This window comes from Enterobacter sp. BNK-14, from assembly GCF_047456095.1.
GTDB classification, from domain to species: Bacteria; Pseudomonadota; Gammaproteobacteria; order Enterobacterales; family Enterobacteriaceae; genus Enterobacter; species Enterobacter kobei.
The window spans coordinates 4,324,158-4,343,243 of the sequence record NZ_CP179897.1; the positions used below are offsets into that span (position 1 = coordinate 4,324,158).

At 56.1% G+C, this 19,086-nt stretch carries 17 protein-coding genes; 15 read left to right on the forward strand and 2 right to left on the reverse strand.

The window, feature by feature from the left end; genetic code table 11:
- Positions 1 to 187: 187 nt before the first annotated feature.
- The 15 genes from gspC (at position 188) to ACMGGM_RS20590 (ending at position 16,433) form a co-directional block, all read left to right on the forward strand.
- Positions 188 to 919, forward strand: coding sequence for a type II secretion system protein GspC (gene gspC, locus ACMGGM_RS20520; protein WP_014883170.1), 732 nt, complete (start codon positions 188 to 190; stop codon positions 917 to 919).
- Between the two features lie 13 nt (positions 920 to 932).
- Complete coding sequence (gspD, locus tag ACMGGM_RS20525; protein WP_414149069.1) at positions 933 to 2,864, forward strand: type II secretion system secretin GspD; 1,932 nt, start codon at positions 933 to 935, stop codon at positions 2,862 to 2,864.
- A gap of 14 nt (positions 2,865 to 2,878) precedes the next feature.
- Complete coding sequence (gene gspE, locus ACMGGM_RS20530) at positions 2,879 to 4,357, forward strand: type II secretion system ATPase GspE (protein WP_014883172.1); 1,479 nt, start codon at positions 2,879 to 2,881, stop codon at positions 4,355 to 4,357.
- On the forward strand, positions 4,357 to 5,565 hold the full coding sequence (gspF, locus tag ACMGGM_RS20535; protein ID WP_414149070.1) for a type II secretion system inner membrane protein GspF: 1,209 nt from the start codon (positions 4,357 to 4,359) through the stop codon (positions 5,563 to 5,565). Before gspE ends, gspF begins: the two co-directional genes overlap by 1 nt.
- A 3-nt stretch (positions 5,566 to 5,568) precedes the next feature.
- Positions 5,569 to 6,018, forward strand: coding sequence for a type II secretion system major pseudopilin GspG (gene gspG, locus ACMGGM_RS20540; protein WP_014883174.1), 450 nt, complete (start codon positions 5,569 to 5,571; stop codon positions 6,016 to 6,018).
- The gene (gene gspH / locus ACMGGM_RS20545; protein ID WP_014883175.1) at positions 6,018 to 6,503 is read left to right on the forward strand and encodes a type II secretion system minor pseudopilin GspH; all 486 of its coding nucleotides are present in this window, start codon (positions 6,018 to 6,020) and stop codon (positions 6,501 to 6,503) included. The genes gspG and gspH overlap by 1 nt, the downstream gene beginning before the upstream one ends.
- On the forward strand, positions 6,496 to 6,876 hold the full coding sequence (gspI, locus tag ACMGGM_RS20550; RefSeq protein WP_023332514.1) for a type II secretion system minor pseudopilin GspI: 381 nt from the start codon (positions 6,496 to 6,498) through the stop codon (positions 6,874 to 6,876). Before gspH ends, gspI begins: the two co-directional genes overlap by 8 nt.
- Entirely contained in the window at positions 6,873 to 7,532 is a 660-nt protein-coding gene (gene gspJ, locus ACMGGM_RS20555) for a type II secretion system minor pseudopilin GspJ (protein WP_050861597.1), read from the forward strand. The genes gspI and gspJ overlap by 4 nt, the downstream gene beginning before the upstream one ends.
- Positions 7,529 to 8,539 (forward strand): type II secretion system minor pseudopilin GspK, encoded by a 1,011-nt coding sequence (gspK, locus tag ACMGGM_RS20560; RefSeq protein WP_023332516.1) that lies wholly within the window; start codon positions 7,529 to 7,531, stop codon positions 8,537 to 8,539. The genes gspJ and gspK overlap by 4 nt, the downstream gene beginning before the upstream one ends.
- A 15-nt stretch (positions 8,540 to 8,554) precedes the next feature.
- Positions 8,555 to 9,688 carry a type II secretion system protein GspL gene (gene gspL / locus ACMGGM_RS20565; protein WP_023336993.1) on the forward strand — a complete coding sequence of 378 codons (1,134 nt, stop codon included), beginning with the start codon at positions 8,555 to 8,557 and terminating at the stop codon, positions 9,686 to 9,688.
- Positions 9,685 to 10,170: a type II secretion system protein GspM gene (gspM, locus tag ACMGGM_RS20570; RefSeq protein WP_014883180.1), complete on the forward strand. Its 486-nt coding sequence runs from the start codon at positions 9,685 to 9,687 to the stop codon at positions 10,168 to 10,170. The genes gspL and gspM overlap by 4 nt, the downstream gene beginning before the upstream one ends.
- Entirely contained in the window at positions 10,167 to 10,964 is a 798-nt protein-coding gene (locus ACMGGM_RS20575; RefSeq protein WP_023336994.1) for a prepilin peptidase, read from the forward strand. The genes gspM and ACMGGM_RS20575 overlap by 4 nt, the downstream gene beginning before the upstream one ends.
- 253 nt (positions 10,965 to 11,217) lie before the next feature.
- A complete protein-coding gene (locus tag ACMGGM_RS20580; protein ID WP_045134883.1) occupies positions 11,218 to 13,932 on the forward strand; it encodes a glycosyl hydrolase family 18 protein in 2,715 nt (904 codons plus the stop codon).
- Between the two features lie 103 nt (positions 13,933 to 14,035).
- On the forward strand, positions 14,036 to 14,476 hold the full coding sequence (iagB, locus tag ACMGGM_RS20585) for a type III secretion system invasion protein IagB (RefSeq protein ID WP_045134882.1): 441 nt from the start codon (positions 14,036 to 14,038) through the stop codon (positions 14,474 to 14,476).
- A gap of 133 nt (positions 14,477 to 14,609) precedes the next feature.
- Positions 14,610 to 16,433, forward strand: coding sequence for a glycoside hydrolase family 19 protein (locus tag ACMGGM_RS20590; protein ID WP_023336996.1), 1,824 nt, complete (start codon positions 14,610 to 14,612; stop codon positions 16,431 to 16,433).
- A 104-nt stretch (positions 16,434 to 16,537) separates the two neighbouring features.
- Here the strand turns inward: ACMGGM_RS20590 and ACMGGM_RS20595 are convergent, their stop codons facing one another.
- Positions 16,538 to 17,551, reverse strand: coding sequence for an NAD-dependent epimerase/dehydratase family protein (locus ACMGGM_RS20595; RefSeq protein WP_045134881.1), 1,014 nt, complete (start codon positions 17,549 to 17,551; stop codon positions 16,538 to 16,540).
- 89 nt (positions 17,552 to 17,640) lie between these two features.
- Positions 17,641 to 19,080, reverse strand: coding sequence for an SDR family oxidoreductase (locus ACMGGM_RS20600; RefSeq protein ID WP_045134880.1), 1,440 nt, complete (start codon positions 19,078 to 19,080; stop codon positions 17,641 to 17,643).
- Positions 19,081 to 19,086: the final 6 nt, after the last annotated feature.

Below are 19,086 nucleotides of genomic sequence, written 5' to 3' on the forward strand. Positions count from 1 at the left end.
CTGGATTTTATACGGTCAATATTTTTCTTTATGAAAGTTAGCGGCAAAGTCAGTGGTCGAATTTACAGCAGCTCATTACTATTTTCTCACATGTTAGCGCAGCACGACGCTGCTTATTTTCGCTTTGCTATAGGCCAGATGAAAAATGAGGTTCTCATTTCTGTCACGGTGGATAACCCCCTGTATTATGTTTGCGCTGTTGCTATTTTGCGGCCAACAAGGGTATCTGACGTTTAAAGATTATAAAAAAGTTACAAATAAGTTGGCTAATTCTGATGTGCAGCCGCTGAAAAAACGTCGCGAAGAAAAATCCTTCACGCTTTTCACGGCTGCTGTTCGCCAGGATAACGTCGAGATAGCGGCAAAAGCGCCGCTGGCAGCGGAGATCGAAGGTATCGTGCGCAGTGATGATGCCTGGCTCTCCTTCGCCGTCATTAAAACCCCCGGAGGGGCGAGAAGCTACCGGGAGGGCGAGCCGTTGACCGGTTTTACCGACGCGTTTGTTCAGGAAATTAATAAAGATAATGTGGTGGTTAATTATGAAGGTGCTACGCAGGTACTCGCATTAAATAAGCCGGATTATTTTAAGGGCGGCGTTGACAGCGGCCCGGTGACGAAATCGACGAAGGATGCAGGCGCGGAAAGCGTGCATCTGGATGATTATCTGGTGTTAAAACCTCTGATCGAAAAAGGCCAGCTGGAAGGCTACAACATTAATCCAAGGAACGCCTCCGCCTTCTTCAGTCATTCAGGACTGGAAAAGGGGGATGTGGCGGTAAAAGTAAACTCTGTCGATATGACCGATGAAGCAAAGGCAAAAAATATTATTGCCAACTGGTCGAAAATGAAAGAAGCGGAGGTCGTCGTCAGACGTCACGCTCACCTTGAAAATATTCGGATTAATGTTCTAAACAATTAACAAGTGTACAGCCATGAAGAAATTTCCTTGGGCGTGCGTGGCGCTGACCGCATTGTCGTTATATTCAGGTTCGCTGTTCGCGGCGAACTTTAGCGCGAGCTTTAAAAATACCGATATTCGGGAGTTTATCGATACGGTAGGCCGCAATCTTAATAAAACCATTCTTGTCGATCCGTCCGTTCAGGGCACGGTATCCGTAAGAACCTATAACGTGCTGACGGAAGATGAGTATTACCAGTTCTTCCTGAGCGTGCTGGACCTGTACGGCCTGTCGGTGATCCCGATGGACAACGGCATGGTCAAAGTGGTGCGTTCAAGCGTCGCCCGCACCGCCGGGGCGCCGCTGGCGGACAGCAGCAACCCGGGCAAAGGGGATGAAATCATCACCCGCGTCGTGCGCATGGAAAATGTGCCAGTACGCGAGCTTGCTCCGCTGTTGCGCCAGCTCAACGACGCAACCGGCATCGGTAACGTGGTTCACTTTGAGCCGTCCAACGTGCTGCTGTTAACCGGCAAAGCCTCGGTGGTGAACCGCCTGGTGGATCTGGTTCAGCGCGTGGATAAAGACGGTGTTCAGCGCCGTGAAATTGTGCCGCTGCGCTTTGCCTCTGCCAAAGAGCTCTCAGACATGTTGAACAACCTCAACAACGAAGAGCAGAAAGGGCAGTACGCCCCGCAGCTGGCCACGAAAGTGGTTGCGGATGACGAGACCAACAGCCTGGTGATCAGCGGCTCGGAAGCGGCGCGCACCCGCACCCGCTCTCTGATTCATGAGCTGGATCGCGAGCAGAACAACGAAGGGAATACCCGCGTGTTCTATCTCAAATACGCCAGCGCCACCAAGGTGGTGCCGGTGCTGACCGGGATTGGCGAACAGCTGAAAGACAAAGCGGGCGCGCCAAAGGCGAAAACCGCCGCCGCGTCCAGCGATCTGAATATTACCGCCGACGAGTCAACCAACTCTCTGGTGATCACTGCGCAGCCTAACGTGATGAACTCCCTGGAGAAGGTGATCGATAAGCTCGATATCCGCCGTCCGCAGGTGCTGGTGGAAGCCATCATTGCGGAAGTACAGGACGGTAACGGCATGGATCTGGGCGTGCAGTGGACCAGCAAGCACGGCGGCGTCCAGTTCGGATCTACCGGCCTGCCAATCGGGCAGGTCAAAAATGGCACGATGAAAGGGTTGTCGTATACCGGTCTGGCGACCGGCTTCTTTAACGGTGATTTTGGTGCGCTGATGACCGCGCTCTCCACCGGGTCCAAGAACGACATTCTTTCTACGCCAAGCGTGGTCACGCTGGATAACAAAGAAGCGTCGTTCAATGTCGGTCAGGATGTGCCGGTACTGTCCGGTTCGCAAACGACCAGTGGCGACAACGTCTTTAACTCCGTTGAGCGTAAGACGGTGGGGACCAAGCTGAAAATCGTGCCGCAGATTAACGACGGCGACATGATTCATCTGAAGATTGAACAGGAAGTCTCCAGCGTTGACGCTAACGCGACTGAAGACGCCAGCCTCGGCCCAACCTTCAACACCCGTACCATCAACAACGAAGTGATGGTACACAGCGGCCAGACCGTGGTGTTGGGCGGTCTGATGGAAAACGTCACCAAAGAGACCGTCTCCAAGGTGCCGCTGCTGGGCGATATTCCGCTGGTGGGCCAGCTGTTCCGCTACACCTCTGAGGATACCTCTAAACGTAACCTGATGGTGTTCATCCACACCACGGTGCTGCGCGACGACGACAACTACAGTGCGGCGTCGAAAGAGAAATATGACCAGATCCGTGCTCGCCAGCAGCAGCGCATGGAGGAGAAAAAGCTGGGCATCGTAACGAACAGCAATAACCCGGTGATGCCAGCATATCCGTCCGCGCCTTCTGCAGACGCGGTGCCGGTGAAAACCAGCGCAGCCGCAACGCGCAACCCGTTTAAAGAGTAAGGCGGAGGGGCAACGTGGACGAACTGAGTAAAACCCTGTGTAGCAGCAGCTATGCAAAAGATAACGGCGTTTTATTTTACAACAATGACGTCTTTATCCGTGAAGACACCCCGGCATTTGCGCTGCTGGAAGTGCGCCGGGTGCTGGGACGCACGTTCGTCCCGGTGACTCTGACGCCAGAGGCCTTTGACGAGCTGCTGGCGAAAATCTGGCAGCAGAGCAGCGGCGTCTCTCAGCAGCTGGTGGACGATATGGACGCGGATATCGATCTGATGGCGTTAACTGAGGAGATCCCGGACAACGAGGATTTGCTCGACAACGACGAAAACTCGCCGGTGATCCGCCTGATCAACGCCATTCTTGGCGAGGCGGTCAAAGATGGCGCGTCGGATATTCATATCGAAACCTTTGAGCGCACGCTGAGCATTCGTTTTCGCGTCGACGGCGTGCTGCGCCCGGTGCTCCAGCCAGCGCGCAAGCTCGCGCCGCTGCTGGTGTCGCGCATCAAGGTGATGTCAAAACTCGACATCGCCGAGAAGCGTTTGCCGCAGGATGGACGTATCTCCCTGCGCATCGGCCGTAAGGCAATCGACGTGCGTGTATCGACCATTCCTTCGCAGTACGGCGAGCGTGTGGTGATGCGTCTGCTCGATAAAAGCAATCTTAAGCCCGACATCAACAAGCTTGGCCTGATTGATGAAGAGCTGGAAAAGTTGAAAGGGCTGATTGACCGCCCGCACGGCATCATCCTGGTCACCGGGCCGACTGGCTCCGGTAAAAGTACCACCCTGTACGCCATTCTTTCGGCGCTGAACGGTCACGAACGCAACATTCTGACCGTAGAAGACCCGATTGAATACGAACTGGAAGGGGTGGGGCAGACGCAGGTTAACCCGCGCGTGGACATGACCTTTGCCCGCGGACTGCGCGCCATTCTGCGTCAGGATCCGGATGTGGTGATGATCGGGGAAATTCGTGACGGTGAAACCGCGCAAATTGCGGTGCAGGCGTCGCTCACCGGTCACCTGGTCATGTCCACGCTGCACACCAACAGCGCCGCGGGGGCGATCACCCGTCTGCGGGATATGGGGCTGGAATCCTTTTTAATTGGTTCATCGTTGCTCGGTGTCATTGCCCAGCGTCTGGTGCGTCGGCTGTGTACACATTGCCGGACCACCAGTCCGCTGGACGCCAATGAGAAAGCGCTGTTCAGCTTTATGGACACGCCGCCAAAAGCCATCTACCGCGCGGTGGGCTGTGAACACTGCCGCCAGAGCGGCTACCAGGGGCGCGCCGGTATTCATGAGTTTCTGGTGGTGGACAGCACCATGCGCCGCGCCATTCATGAAGATAAAGACGAAATGTCCATTGAAACGCAGCTCTTTAAGCAGGCCTACAGCCTGCGTGAGAACGGCCTGCTGAAGGTCATTAGCGGCGTGACCTCTCTCGAAGAGGTGATGCGCGTTACCGCCGAGCGTGGAGGAGATGCGTAATGGCCTTCTACGCCTGGACGGCAACGGATGCAGCGGGGAAAACCCAGCGCGGCACGCTGCAGGCTGAGGGGCAAAAGCAGGTTCGCCAGATGTTGCGCGAGCGAAAGCTGATGCCCGTCAGCATCAACGAAACCCGTGAGGCTGCGTCTGCCGGAAAAGCGAAAACCGGCGCAAAGCTCTCTACGCCGGTGCTGTCGATGTTTACCCGCCAGCTTTCCACGCTGGTCAACGCGGCGCTGCCGCTGGAGAGCGCGCTCAAAGCGATTTCCAAACAGACGGAAGACAAAAAGCTGGCGGCGATGGTGGTTGAAATTCGCGAGAAGGTGGTGGAAGGGCACACGCTGTTTGACGCCTTCAGCCAGTTTCCGCGCACCTTCGACAAACTCTACTGCACGCTGGTGATGGCCGGCGAAAAGACCGGTCACCTGGGCGACGTGCTGGAAAAGCTGGCCGAATACAACGAGCAGCGTCAGAAGATGAAAAGCAAGCTGACGCAGGCGATGGTCTACCCGATTACCCTGACGGTAGTGGCCATTGCGGTCATCAGCATTCTGCTGGTCGCGGTGGTGCCGCAGGTGATCGAACAGTTCACCCACATGAAGCAGCAACTGCCGATCACCACCCGCACGCTGATTGCAGTGAGTGATTTCCTGCAGGCTTACGGGATTTATATCGCGGGCGGCATCGGCGGGGGGATTGTCGGTTTCAAAGCCTGGGTCAGAAACGTCAAAAACCGCTTTCGCTGGCACAGCTGGCTGGTGAACGGTTCGCCGATAAAAAAACTGGTGTGCGCCATCAACAGCGCCCGCTATATCCGCACCCTGAGTATTCTGCAGGCCAGTAGCGTGCCGCTGCTGGAGGGGATGTATATCGCGATGGACGGTATCGAAAACCTCTACGCCCGGCAGGTGCTGGAGCAGGCGGCGGATACCGTCCGCCAGGGGGCATCGCTGTATGCCGCACTGGAGCAGGCGAGACTCTTCCCGCCGACCATGCTGTATATGATTGCCTCCGGGGAAGAGAGCGGCGAATTAGGTAATTTAATGAACCGCGCGGCGGAAAACCAGGAATCGGGATTACAGCATCGCATTACGTTAACGCTGTCGGTATTTGAACCGGCGCTGGTGGTATCCATGGCAACGATTGTTTTATTCATCGTGCTGTCAATATTACAACCGCTTCTGCAACTTAATAATATGGTAGGTTAAATCATGGCTTTAAAACGTAAAAACCTGGCTCGCCAGGCGGGCTTCACATTGCTCGAATTAATGGTGGTCATTGTTATTCTCGGCGTACTGGCGAGTATGGTGGTGCCCAATTTAATGGGTAATAAAGAAAAAGCGGATGCCCAAAAGGCGACCAGCGATATTGTCGCGCTCGAAGGTTCGCTAGATATGTATAAGCTGGATAACCACCGTTATCCGACAACCGAACAGGGCCTGCAGGCGCTGGTGACCAAGCCGGAAATCGCGCCAATCCCGAACGGCTACCGCGCGGATGGCTATATTCGCCGTCTGCCGCAGGACCCATGGGGTAATGATTATCTCCTCGTAAGTCCGGGTGAGCACGGTGCGGTTGACGTCTTCTCTTCCGGCCCGGACGGTGAAGCCAATACCGCCGATGATATTACGAACTGGTCTCTGGATAAGAAAGAGAAATAATGAAAAATCAACGCGGCTTTACGTTGCTGGAAATTATTCTGGCGCTGGTGATATTTGCCAGCTGCGCCATGATGGTGGTGTCAACAATACCTTCGCGCAGCGGTGCGGATATATTTGGCCAGCAATTAAAAGCCCTCGTTGATTATGGTTCAGACCGTGCGGTGATGGACGGAAATATCGTCGGGCTGGTGATCACCACGGATAACTATCAGCTGGTGACGCTCGAAGATAAAGAGGGCGAGCGTCGCTGGGTACCGTTATCCGCGGGCCGTATCACCACCAAAGGTGATTTCCCGGAGGAGATGCACGTATCGCTCTCGCCGCAGCGCCTGGCCGCGACGCTGACGTCCGATCCGCAGGTGCTTTTTTTGCCGGACGGCGAAATCAGCCGCTTCACGCTGACGCTGCAAAGCTATGACAAAGAGCACCATTTCCGCGTGGTGTCGCAAGGCGCGGCGCCCGTATCGGTAGAAAACGATGGCTAACGGTAAGAAAAAGCAAACGGGGATGACGCTGCTGGAGGTCATGGTGGCGCTGGTCATCTTCTCCACCGCCGCGCTGGCGCTGATGAACTCGGTGTCTCTGAACGTGCGTTTCACCCACGGCCTTGCCGATACGCTGCAGGCCAGCTGGGTGGCGGAAAACCAGCTGGCGGAAGTGCAACTGACTAAAAGCGACTTTCCCGATGCCGAAGAACGGGGAAGCGAAACCATGGGCGGGCGCGGCTGGACGTGGCGTAAACAGCGCATCAAAACGGCGGACAACCGCTGGGCAAACGCCATCAGCGTTTATGCGGAAGGCGACGACAGCCAGCCCGTGATATCGCTGCAGATTGTGCCGCCGGGAGAGATCAAGTGAACAAAGCCCGACGCCAGCGCGGATTTACCCTGCTGGAGATCATGATTGCGCTGACCATTTTTGCGGTGATCAGCACCCTGGCCTGGCAGATTCTGGACGGCGCGATGCGCACCAGTTCGGCAACCGACGCCAGCGCGGCGAAGCTCAATCAGCTTCAGCGCGCCTGGAGCCTGATGGAGCGCGATTTTTACCAGCTTCAGGCGCGCGCGCCGCGCAACGAGCCGGACCTGTTCCGTCAGGTCGATGATGCGCTGGAACTGACCACGCTCAACGGCGTGAGCGGTACGGTGCAACTCGAACGCGTGCGCTGGCGGCTGGAAGAGGGGCGTCTTTACCGCGATGTCTGGCCGGTCATTGACAGCCCGGCGGACGTTAAACCGGACGAAGTGCCGATCGTCAGCGAGGTGAAATCCCTGGCGTGGCGTTTTTACCGTCAGGGCTGGCAGAAAAGCTGGAGCGACCCGGCGCACCTGCCGGACGGGGTTGAGCTGACGCTGACGATGGAAAACGGTGATACCTGGCGCTGGGTCTTCACGACCCCGGGCGATCTGCCTGCTGTGGCTGCACCGGCACCTGCCACCGGGGCAGACGCCGCGCCAGAGGCAGGGACTGCGCCGCAACCCGCGCCACAACCTGCACCGGAGGCGAAACTATGAGTGCCTTACGCAAACAGAAAGGGGTGGCGCTGCTGGTGGTGTTGATCCTGCTAGTGATGATGTCGGCCCTTGCCGCCAAAATCAGCCAGCAGTTCTGCCGCAACCTGCAGAAAACGCATTACCAGGTCAGCCAGCAGCAGCTGCGCTGGGCGATGCAGGCCCAGGAAAAAGTGGTCAAAGACCGTCTGCAGAGTGACGCCAGCGGCGAGAGCAACGCGCTGTCACCGGAAGGGGACTGGCAGCAGCCGCTGGAAACGCAGGGGGAAGATTACACGGTGGTAAGCCAGGTCGAAGATGCCCAGGACTGCTTCAACGTTAATAACCTGCTGGCAGCAGAAAAGCCTGCCCAGGGGCAAGCGCAGACTACCGTGCCGGAAAAGCCACGCAACGAGCGAATTGTTGAGCAGATCCTGACGCAGAGCGGGCTAAGCCAGTCCACGGCGGAAGAAGTTTACCTCCAGCTGGTGGACTACCTCGATGGCGACACGACGACGGCCAAAGAAGGCGCCGAGAGTGATGCCTGGGCAGGCGTCGTGCCTGCCCGTCAGCCGGCTAACCAGATGATGCGCACCATTGCGGAGATCAAACTGCTGCCTGCGTTCCCGGCGGCGGCATATCCGAAGGTAAGCAAACTGCTGTGCGCGTTACCGGACACCGCCAGCAAGGTGGATGTGAATACCCTGAAACCGGAGCAGGCCGCCTTACTGGCCGCCCTGTTCCCGGAGAAATTAACTGAAGATGACGCCCTTCGCCTGATTGAATCGCGTCCTGAAAGCGGCTGGGAAAATATGGAGACCTTCAGCAAAGCGCTGGAGCAAACCTTCCCGCAGCTGAAAGATGACCTTCCGCAGGTGGCAGAGCTTCTCTCAATAAATAGCCGGTATTTCCGCGTTAACTACACCGGCAATACCGATGAATTAACGCTTCGTGTGGTAAGCCAGCTTCAGGTTAATAACGAAGCCGGTGAGATCGTGACGTGGCAGCGTCGTTACCGAATGATTGAATAAGAAAAGTAGATCGCTATGAAACAGGTACTTTTTGTTCGTCCCGACAGCTTCGAGGGCGGGAAAATAATGTGGTGTGTCTCCGGCACTCAGCAGGTGGAAACCGTGGCTAGCCTGGAGGCACTGGCGGATCATCCGCTGGCGACGCGCGTATGTCTGATGTTGCCGGCCAGCAGCATGATCTTCCGCCATTTTACGTTGCCGAAAAAGGTCGCTTCTCTGGCGACGGCGTTCTCGTGGATGGCCGAAGAGACGCTGATTGGTGACGTGGACACGCTTCACTGGACCGTGCTTAGCAAAAAGGGCGCAGAGGTCGACGCGGTGGCGATCGATGCCGACAGTCTTCAGGCGTGGTTAACCCGCTGTCAGGAGGCGGGTCTGACGGTGGTGCAGGCGCTACCGGATGCCTGGCTGCTGCCCGTGACGGCGGGCGGCAGCACGCTGGTTGCCGAAGGTGAAACCTGGTGGCTGCGGTTATCCCCGCACGTCGCGGGTGAAATGGAGGCCAACCTGCTGCCGCTGCTGATGCAGAAAGCCGGAGAGGGTGAGGTCTGCTGCTACGGTGATGCACCTGCCGGTGTGGATGTCGATGTTGTGCTGCCCTGGCAGCATCCGCTGGTGCTGATTCAGCCCCAGTGGCAGGCCTGCCGCGTCACGCTTCTGCACGGGGCGTTCAGCGCCAAAGCCAGCAATGGCAAAGCCGCCAGACGGTTAAACGTGGCGATGGCCGCCGTAGGGCTGCTCTCCCTTAGCCTGCTGCTGGGGCCGCGCATTGCGATGGCCTGGATGCTGGTACAGCAGGAAAATCAGATCCAGCAGGAGATCCAGCAGGTCTACGAACACCATTTCCCGAGCATGCGTCACAAGACCAATATTAAGTACCACTTTGGTCAAAACATGAAGAAGCAGGGTAAAGGGATCTTTCTTCAGTTTGACGATCTGGAGAAAGCCCGACAGGCCGTTCCGGCAATGGAAATCGACCTGCTGGAATACGATGCGCGGCAGAATACGTTGACGCTGAGCGTCAGCGCACAAAACCAGACCGCATTACAGACGTTTGTGAACCAGGCCAGTGAGAAATTTGATTTCACCCTGCAGCCCGTGTCCACGTCAGCACCTTATACCGCCATGATCGCAGGGAAATATAAATGAAACAGCGAATTGCGCAGCTTAAGTCTCGTTACCAGAATTACAGCGCCAGGGAAAAAGTCATTTTAAAAATATGTGCCGCCGCCCTGCTGGGGGCCGCGGTCTATTACGCCGGGGTTATGCCGCTGGATAATATGATTCAAAATAGTGCTTCGACCCTGGCCAGACAAAAAGAAACCCTGAACTGGATGCGCAGTGAAATAGATAAAAACCATTTGCAGGTTCAGGTAACCAAAACAAATAACCCGCGTGCGCTGGTGGAAAATAGCGCCCAGGAGATCCATCTTCCCCTGACGGATGTGCATCAGGATGGACAAACGTTATCGTTCGTGGTCAGCCGCGTGAACGTTTATGAATTAAAGAACTGGCTGCGGGAAATTAATCAGACCTCCGGCGTCAGGCTGCAGAAAATGAACCTTACGCCGGTGGATCATCTCAGCGACGTGAAGGCTGAAGTGCAACTCACGTGGGGTAAAACCGCATGAACAGCGTTGCGCTGATGCGGGACGTCTACCCGGTGGGGTTCGCGATCGCGAGCGCGGTGTTAGGCGGCATGGTGGGCAGTTTTCTCGGCGTTGTCGCCGAACGCGTGCCGGCCATGGTAAGGGAAGAGGAGGGATGCGGAAATCTGCTCTTTCCGTCCTCGCACTGTCCGGTGTGCCAGCACGCGCTGGCGGCCTGGGAGAATATTCCGCTGGTGAGCTGGCTGCTTCTGCGCGGGCGATGCAGCCAGTGCAAAACCGCTATCCCGCTGCGAATCTTTCTGGTTGAGCTGGTTTCCGCCCTGTTTTTTGGCCTGACGGCGTGGTGTATGCCCGACGTTCAGGCGCTGTTTTCTCTGTGGCTGCTGGCCGGCTTTTTACTCCCGCTGACGATGATTGACTGGCGGCATCAATTGCTCCCGGATTGCCTGACCCAGCCGCTGCTCTGGGCGGGACTGTTGCTTCATGCGTTCGATCACCAACTGCCGCTACGCGACGCGCTGCTCGGCGCGGTGGCGGGCTATATGTCTCTTTGGTTGCTGTACTGGGCGTTTCGTCTGGCTACCGGGCGGGAAGGTCTGGGATACGGTGATTTCAAGCTGCTGGCGGCATTAGGTGCCTGGTGCGGCTGGCAGGCTCTGCCCACGATTGAACTCGCAGCCGCACTGAGCGGTATCGTTGGGTATTTTGCTTTAAATAATTCAAATAAAAATAACCTCACTATTTCTTTCGGACCTTACCTTTCTTTTGCTGGAATAGTTGTGTTTATTGGGCAGCAGTTTGCTTTCATATTTTAAATATACAGGTCAAGCTTTTTTATAAATTTTTTCGGCGGTGGAAGAGAAGGACGTCTCTTTGCGCTCAGTGTATCGTAAAGGATATAAGCTACACGGAATTTGGGCTTGTATCTTTTTATGGAGGAATACAAAGCAGCAAAACGTTTTTTGTCTCGGTTGTCAGGTTAGTTAAATACGCATTACGCGAAACACGCCATGTTCTCAAGGAAGGCATGGGTATTAACGTTACGAATAAATTTATCAGGAAATAAAAATGAATTTTATGAAGCCTAAATATCTGGCGCTCTTTATTGCGGCGGCAACCAGCTCCGCATTCGCAGCGGCACCAGGCGCACCGTCCATTGGTTCCGGCAATGACAAATTTGCGCTGGTTGAAGTGGATCAGGCCGCTCAGGATTATAACAGTCTGGTTAAAGTCCATAATGACGGCGTAGATGTCAAAGTCGAGTGGAACGTCTGGAGCGGCGATGCGCCAACATCAGCCAAAGTGCTGTTGGACGGTAAAACCGTGTGGACCGGTGCCGGCGGCGCGGCGGGCTCTGCAACGTTCAAAGTGAAAAAAGGCGGACGTTATCAGGAGCAGGTTGAAGTCTGTAACAACAGCGGCTGTACGAAAAGCGCCAGCAAGCTGATCATCGTTGCGGATACCGACGGTAGCCACCTGCTGCCGCTGAACACGACAATGCACGAGAACAACAAATCCTTCGCGCAGCATACCGATAAAGTGGTTGCGGCCTACTTCCCTGAGTGGGGCGTTTACGACCGTAACTTCCCGGTTGACAAAATTCCTGCTGCGAACCTCAACCACATTCTGTATGGCTTCATTCCAATCTGTGGCGGTGACGGCATCAACGACGGCCTGAAAACCGTAGAAGGCGGCAACAGCTACGGCGTGCTGCAGCGCGACTGCCAGGGACGTCCTGACTTTACCGTGGCGATCCACGATCCATGGGCTGCCCTGCAAAAACCACAGGCAGGCGTGTCCAACTGGGACGACCCGTACAAAGGTAACTTTGGTCAGCTGATGGCGCTGAAAAAAGCGCATCCGGACCTGAAAGTACTGCCATCTATCGGTGGCTGGACCCTGTCCGATCCGTTCTTCCACATGGGCGATCCGGCTATCCGCGCACGCTTTGTCTCCTCTGTTAAAGATTTCCTGCAGACCTGGAAATTCTTCGACGGTGTGGATATCGACTGGGAATTCCCGGGCGGCGGCGGTGTGACCGAGACGAAAGGCAACCCGCAGCAGGATAAAGCGACCTATACGGCGCTGATGCACGATCTGCGCGCGATGCTGAACGAGCTGTCTGCCCAGACTGGCCGTACCTATGAGCTGACCAGCGCAATCGGTGCGGGTAAAGATAAGATTGAAGACGTGGACTACACCACTGCTCAGCAGTACCTCGACCACATCTTCCTGATGAGCTACGACTTCTACGGCGGCTGGAGCAACACCGAGCTGGGCCACCAGGCTGCGCTGCATGCGCCAGCATGGCGACCAGACACCAACTATACCACGGAAAACGGGGTTGATGCCCTGCTGCAGCAAGGCGTACAGCCTGGCAAGATCGTGGTCGGTGCGGGCATGTATGGCCGTGGCTGGACGGGTGTACACGGCTACACCGGTAACAATCCATTCACCGGTACCGCGACCGGTATGGTGAGAGGAACCTGGGAACCGGGCGTGGTTGACTATCGTCAGATCGTTAACGAGTACAAAGGCAAACCAGGCTGGGAATACGGCTACGACGCGGATGCAGAAGCGCCATACGTGTTCAACAAAACGACGGGTGACCTGATCACCTATGAAGACGCGCGTTCTACTGCTGCAAAAGGCAAATACGTGCTTCAGAAAAACCTGGGTGGTCTGTTCGCATGGTCTATTGACTCCGATACCGGCGACATCCTGAACGCCATGAATGAAAGCCTGCTGGGTGGCGGCTCTACGCCGGTTGATCCTGTTGTGACCAACCATGCGCCAATCGCCTCTTCTGCAGACCAGAACGTTTCTGGCCCGGCAACCGTTACGCTCGATGGTTCCGCGTCCAGCGATCCAGACGGCGATGCAATTACCTACAAATGGACTCAGGTTTCTGGCCCATCGGTCACCCTGACCAACAGCACCAAAGCGAAAGCGACCTTCAACGTCGCGGCTGCGACCAGCGATCAGACCATGGTGTTCCGCCTGACGGTTACCGACGCCAAAGGCCTGAGCAACGCGATTGACGTGCAGGTTGTTAACAAGGCGCCGAAGGCTAACCAGGCACCGGTTGTGAACCCAATGGAAGCGGTGACGCTGCAGGCGGGTGAAACCTATGTTGTGCATGCACAGGCTGCGGATCCAGACGGTGATAACCTGACCTATACCTGGAGCGTTCCGGCAGATATGCACGCGACCGGTACTGACACCGCGAACGTGACCATCACTGCGCCAGAAGTGGCTTCTACCTCTTCCTACACCCTGAGTGTGGTGGTAGGCGATGGTAAAACCAGCGTGCAGTCTAACGTCCAGGTAACGGTTAATCCGAAACCAGCCGACGTGACGCCGCCAGCTGATGATGTGACTCCGCCGTCTGACGACGTTACACCACCTGCTGATGACGTGACTCCGCCATCTGACGAAGGCACTGCAACCGGCAGCTGCGACGCACCGGTTGACGCCAACGCCGGCAACTACGCCGCGTGGGATTCCAGCAAAATCTACAACACTGGCGATACCGTAAGCTTCGACCATCTGGTGTGGAAAGCGAAGTACTGGACTCAGGGCAACCAGCCTGGCTTCGGCGTGGACGCATGGGAACTTGCGAGCAACGTGAAGATGAACTGGCGTTCTGATCTGGTGTACAACGGCGGCGAAACCACTACTTACCAGGGCAACGTTTACCGTGCCAAATGGTGGACCCGTGGTGACAACCCAGCGAACAGCGATGTATGGGTCAAAGAAGGCCCAGCGACAGATTGCCAATAATCTGAGCTGATAAAGACTCCCCCCGTATAAGGGGGGAGTAAATCAAAAATGATTTTACAGGATGTTGTTAAGGAGAAATAAACGAAACGGTCAGCAGGTAAAAATGAAAAAGTTAATTTTTTTATTATTGATTATCAGCCAAAGCGCGCTGGCAAACTGTTGGGATAAAGCGGCACATTATTATCACGTCGATCCTTATTTACTGTACGCCATTGCCAATGTGGAGTCGGGAATGAACCCGTATGCGGTCGGCAGAAACCATGACGGTACGCGTGACGTGGGGTTGATGCAAATTAACAGCTCACATTTTTCGGCACTGGAGAGCAGGGGGATAGATGAATATCGGCTAATAACCGAACCCTGTACCTCGATTATGGTTGGCGCATCGATTTTATCCAGCATGATTAAAGTGTATGGCTATAACTGGGAGGCGGTCGGCGCCTATAACGCCGGATTAAAGAAAGAGAATTATCCGCAACGCATGATATACGCCCACAAAGTGTGGAGAAAATATCAGGAACTGAAAGCGACAGCAAACGAATGAGTTTTTTATTTTTGAAGAATTCCTGAGGGTGTTCTTCGAAAAGAGAAAACAGCTGTCTGCGGTTTATTTATTAACGGATTAATACATAAGCCTGGATTGTTATTATTTAACTTAAATAAACAGGAATAGTGAAATGAACAAAAGGACGTTACTGAGTGTTCTCGTTGCCGGCGCATGCGTAGCACCGTTTATGGCGCAGGCTGCCTCGCTGCAAGCGACCACCAGTGAACCATACACCATGAACGCCAGCGATCTGGCGAAGAAAGAGAAAGAGCTGACCAGCTTCCCGCTGATGGATGCCGTAAAGGAAACCATTAAGACGCTGGACAACGCCCAGGTTGAACTGATTGAACCTGGTCGTGCGGCGAACCCGGAGAACGTGAAACGCGTGGAAGGGATCGTGAAAGCCAGCGACTGGGAATATCTCTTCCCGCTGCGCGCGCAGGCGTACACCTACAGCAACTTCCTGAAAGCGGTTGGTAAATTCCCGGCGCTGTGTAAGACCTACAATGACGGTCGCGACAGTGACGCTATCTGCCGTAAAGAGCTGGCAACCATGTTTGCTCACTTTGCTCAGGAAACGGGCGGTCACGAAAGCTGGCGTCCGGAAGCCGAATGGCGTCAGGCCCTGGTTCACGTGCGTGAAATGGGCTGGAGCGAAGGCCAGAAGGGCGGCTATAACGGCGAATGTAACCCGGACGTCTGGCAGGGTCAGACCTGGCCGTGCGGTAAAGATAAAGACGGCGACTTCCTGAGCTACTTCGGTCGCGGTGCGAAGCAGTTGTCCTACAACTACAACTACGGCCCGTTCTCTGAAGCGATGTACGGTGACGTGCGTACGTTGCTCGACAAACCTGAGCTGGTGGCGGATACCTGGCTGAACCTGGCGAGTGCGATCTTCTTCTTCGCCTATCCACAGCCGCCTAAACCAAGCATGCTGCAGGTTATCGACGGTACATGGCAGCCGAACGATCACGATAAAGCCAACGGTCTGGTCCCTGGCTTCGGCGTGACCACTCAGATCATCAACGGTGGCGTTGAGTGCGGCGGTCCAACTGAAATTGCACAGTCTGAAAACCGTATCAAGTACTACAAAGAGTTCGCGAACTACCTGAAGGTCCCTGTTCCGGCGAACGAAGTGCTGGGCTGCGCGAACATGAAGCAGTTCGACGAAGGCGGTGCTGGCGCGCTGAAGATTTACTGGGAGCAGGACTGGGGATGGAGCGCGGATACGCCAAGCGGCGAAACCTACTCTTGCCAGCTCGTTGGTTACCAGACGCCGTTCAGCGCGTTCAAAGAGGGTGATTACAGCAAGTGCGTGCAGAAGTTCTTTAACGTGAACATCGTTAACGACGACGGTTCCGTTACGCCGGATGAAACCCCGGTAACGCCAACGCCTACGCCGTCAGAAGACGAAACGCCGGCGCCAGCGCCAGTTCCGGATGAAACCCCGGCTGAACCTGCTGTGGTGAATCACGCGCCGGTGGCGCATATCGCGGGTCCAATCGGCGCCGTTGAGGCGGGTGCACATGTCTCTCTGAGCGCGGAAGGTTCTACCGATGCAGACGGCAACGCGCTGACCTACACCTGGCGTTCCCAGGACGGTCAGACCGTAACCGGTCAGGATAAAGCGGTTGTCACCTTTACTGCTCCAGAGTCTGCAACGGCTCAGCAGATTGAAATCAGCCTGACCGTGAGCGACGGTGAGTTGAGCAGCACGACCTCTTATCTGCTGAACGTGAAAGCCAAAGCAGCACCGTCTCAGGACGAAGGCACGTCTGGCGATTACGCGGCGTGGAGCGCGAACAGCAAGTACAAGGCCGGTGATATCGTGAACAACCACGGTAAACTGTTCCAGTGCAAACCGTTCCCGTACAGCGGCTGGTGTAACAACGCCCCGGCATACTATGAACCGGGCGCTGGTCTGGCATGGTCTGATGCCTGGACAGCTCTGTAAAAGCAAACGGCAACCGAAAGGTTGCCGTTTTAGTTTTTGCACCCTTTCCAGCGGTACGGTGCAGTTGTAGGCCCGGTAAGGCGAAGCCGCCACCAGGCAACAGGCTAGCGGTGCAGTTTGCCGTGATCCCGTAACCACGCCGCCGTGCGCACAATCCCTTCATCCAGCGTCACCACCGGCCGATACCCCAGTTCGTTCTCTGCGCGTGAAATATCCAGCGTGAAATCAAAGTTGAGTTTTGAGACACCGTAATGCGTCAGCGCAGGTTCTTTGGCCGCTTTACTGCCAAATCGCTCCATGCTGCGGGCAATCATGTCAAGCATGGGGTAGGGGACAGAACGGATGCGGCAGTCGATCTGCAGTTCATCAATCAGCCGCTGCACAATGCTGCGTAGCGTACAGGGTTCGCCGTTGGTGATGTTATAGGCGCGACCAGAGATCAGCTTATCGCAGTCCGACTGGCTGGCCAGCCACATGGCGTGGACGGCGTTTTCGTAATAGGTCATATCCACCAGCGCATCGCCACCGCGTGGCAGCAGCACGCTGCCGTAGTGATGCATCATCTGCGCCAGGCGCGGAATAAACACTTTGTCGTGCGGTCCGAACAGGCTCTGCGGACGCAGTATCGTAAAACGGGTGTGCGGGTTCGACTGCGCCAGCAGGTCGATCACCTCTTCACTGGCCGCCTTGCTGCGCGCAAATTCACAGGCAAAGCGTGCCGGACGGAAATCTTCCTGCACATCGCGATGGTGGTGATAGTCGAAATAGAGCGATGGGGAGGAGATATGAATAAAGTTACGTACCCCCCAGGCAACGGCCCATTCGCCCAGACGGCGGGTGGCCCGCACGTTGGCGAGATCGAAGGCTTCCTGGGTCCCCCACGGAGAGGTAAAACTGGAGCAGTGCCACAGCGTATCGATTCCGGCGAGCATCACCTTCGCCTGCGAGGAGACCAGCTCCGTCAGGTCGGCATGGACGAACTCTGCGCCCATTTTTTGCAGCAGTTTTCCCATCGCCTCGTTGCGACCGGTAGCCCTGACGCTAATGCCCTTGTTGCGCAGAAATTCGACCGCATTTCGGCCTAAGCCGCTGGTCGCCCCGGTAACCAGTACCTTCATATCAATCCACTGTGTTGAAAAAGAATTTCGTGCGCATTCTTTCGTGAATTACGGCGCTATGCAATGGGAAAGGTGAAAGAAAAAGCGTTTTAATGAGTTATTTTCGTTTTTTGTTCTGCCAGTTGCGCAATTCGTTTCGCCATTCCCCGGAAGATAAAAAGATGGGCGGGGATCATGAACAGCCAGTAAAACAGGCCGGGCATCCCGTGCGGGTGCCACCAGGCGCGGACGTCCAGTTCCCGGTGATCGCCTTTATCCTTAAGGGTGAAGCAGAGTCGCCCCAGCCCCGGCGCTTTCATACCGAATAACAACGCCAGCTGCTTTTCCGGCTCGACGATGATCACTTTCCAGCTGTCCACCGCGTCGCCCACCTCAAGAAACGGGCGCGCCGGGCGGCCTTTCGCCAGCCTGTGCCCCACCAGCAGATCCATTGTCCCACGCGTTTGCCAGAGAAGATTGCCGAAGAAATAACGTTCTTTGCCGCCAATTTGGTTCACCACTTCCCACAGCGCCTCAAGGCTGGCAGAGGTTTTTACCGTGCAGCCCGCCTGTTTCGGGTAATAACCGTACTCCGGCCGCCAGCGGGCAAAGGCCTGCGCGTCATAACCCCAGTCGCTGGAGTTCACCAGCTGCTCTTCTTCTTTCAGCGTATTGCGTACCGCGTCGTCAAACCGGATCAGATCCTGAGGGATTAAGGCGCGCAGCTCGCGATCGTCCGCCAGCAGATCGTGTTTCAGCCCCTGAATCAGCGCTTTGGCGGTGGTCGGCGGCACGGAGGTGATCACATTTAAAAACCAGACTGAGATCCAGCGGGTCGGGAAGGGGATGGGGATCAGCCAGCGGCGGCGTCCGCTGACGCGCATGAAATGTTCGAACTGCTGCTGATAGCTCAGCACTTCAGGGCCTGCTGCTTCAAGCACCCGGTGTTGCTCCGCCGGGTGATCGAGCAATGCCACCAGATAGTGGAGCAAGTTCTCCAGCGCAATCGGCGTGGTGCGCGAGCGGACCCAGCGCGGCGGCGTCAGTACCGGCAGGTTGTAGACCATATCGCGCATCACTTCAAAAGCGGCTGAGCCCGCGCCGACGATGATCCCTGCGCGCAGTTCGGTGACGGGGATATTCGCCCCGCGGAGGGTGTCCGCCGTCAGCTGGCGGGCGCGCAGGTGATCGGACTGCTCGCTCTCAGGCGCCTGGAGCGAACTTAAAAAAATCACCTGCTTCACTGGCGTTTGCAGCAGGGCATCGCGGACGTTCAACGCCACCTGTCGCTCGTGGGCGATAAAATCACCGCCTTCGCCCATGCTGTGGACCAGGTAGTAAAGCGTGTCGACCTCTTCCAGCAGCGCGGGAAGCGCCTTCGGCCAGTTGAGGTCAACGTTGTGGCAGGTGACGCCCGGCAACGCCAGCTTTTGCAGGCGGTCGGTGTTGCGTGCCGCTGCCAGCACCTGATGTCCCCGCTGGCTCAATGCCGTGGTGAGATGCTGACCGATATACCCGCTGGCGCCCAGCACCAGAATGCGTTGCGGCACGTGAGG